A 1,302-nucleotide genomic window follows, 5' to 3' on the forward strand; every position below is an offset into this window, starting at 1 on the left:
GAGACCATCCCAGATTCTGTGTAACTGCCATTTAGATTAAATGCTTACTAATACGATCATCAAACATAATCATAAAGCGATTCAGAGCAGACGTCCAGTTACGAATAGGCATCGACCACTTTTTGGATGCCTGCTGGGTGGCTAAGTACACCACTTTAAACGCTGCCTGATCAGACGGGAACACCTTACGCTTATTCACCGCTGTCCGAATCACGCTGTTTAAAGACTCAATAGCATTGGTGGTATAGATGGCTTTTCTGATATCTTTCGGATACTCAAAGAACACCGTTAAGCCCTCCCAGTTATTACGCCAAGACTTAACCACATGCGGATACTTATCACCCCACACCTCATCAAAGTGCTCAAGATTGGCCTCTGCTATCTCAAGCGTATCAGCACCATAAATTGCCTTTAAATCAGCCGCTACGGCCTTCTTATCCGTCCACGGCACGAACTTCATCGAATAGCGCACCATATGAACAATGCAAAGCTGAACCTGAGCATTGGGATAAACCGTGTTAATGGCATCAGGGAAGCCCTTTAAACCATCGACACAAGCAATAAGAATGTCCTGAACGCCGCGGTTTTGTAGTTCAGTGAGAACACCAAGCCAGAACTTAGCGCCTTCATTCTCTGATAGCCACATGCCAAGCAGCTCTTTTCTACCATCAAGTCCCACTCCTAAGGCCAGATAGATCGCCTTGTTGATGATCTGCTTGTCTTGGCGTACCTTAACGACAATGCAGTCTAAATAGACGATAGGATAAACACTGCTCAGCGGCCGGTTCTGCCAAACGATAATGTCCTCTAATATGTTATCGGTGACTCTTGAGACAAGAGAGCTTGAGATGTCGACGTCATAGAGCTCTTTGATGCTCTCTACAATCTCGGTGGTGGTGTGACCTTTGGCGTAAAGGAAGATGATCTTGTTATCAAGGCCACTAATACGGGTTTGATGCTTACTGACGAGTACAGGCTCAAAGCTGCTATCACGGTCTCTTGGGGTGGATATCTCAAAATCGCCTGTGTCGCTACGGATGGTCTTTTTAGTGTGCCCATTACGCTTATTAGGCTTGTCTGCTTTCTCATGCTTGGGGTAGCCGAGATGGTCTTCCATCTCAGCTTCAAGAGCAGTGTCGATAAAGGATTGCATGAGCTGCTTCTGAAAGTCTTTGATGTCATCAAAGCTATTCATGCTACCAGCCATTTGCTCGGCCAGTTTTTTAATGTCAGATTGGTTAGTCATTGCTTATTCTCCTGTTAGTGGATTATAAGCAGTTACACAAAGTTTGGGAAAGGCTC

The 1,302-nt window shown here is 45.4% G+C and carries 1 protein-coding gene; it reads right to left on the minus strand.

Annotated features, from left to right (window positions below; all coding sequences use genetic code 11):
* Positions 1–31 precede the first annotated feature (31 nt).
* Positions 32–1,246, minus strand: coding sequence for an IS256 family transposase (locus JMX07_RS13460; RefSeq protein ID WP_201574572.1), 1,215 nt, complete (start codon positions 1,244–1,246; stop codon positions 32–34).
* Between the last annotated feature and the right edge of the window lie 56 nt (positions 1,247–1,302).

This window comes from Psychrobacter immobilis, assembly GCF_904846235.1.
Classification (GTDB): Bacteria; Pseudomonadota; Gammaproteobacteria; order Pseudomonadales; family Moraxellaceae; genus Psychrobacter; species Psychrobacter immobilis_C.

What these genes read in the sequence shown, in the direction of transcription:
- JMX07_RS13460 (WP_201574572.1), bottom strand. Translation starts at nt 1,246, where the DNA reads ATGACTAACCAATCTGACATTAAAAAACTGGCCGAGCAAATGGCTGGT.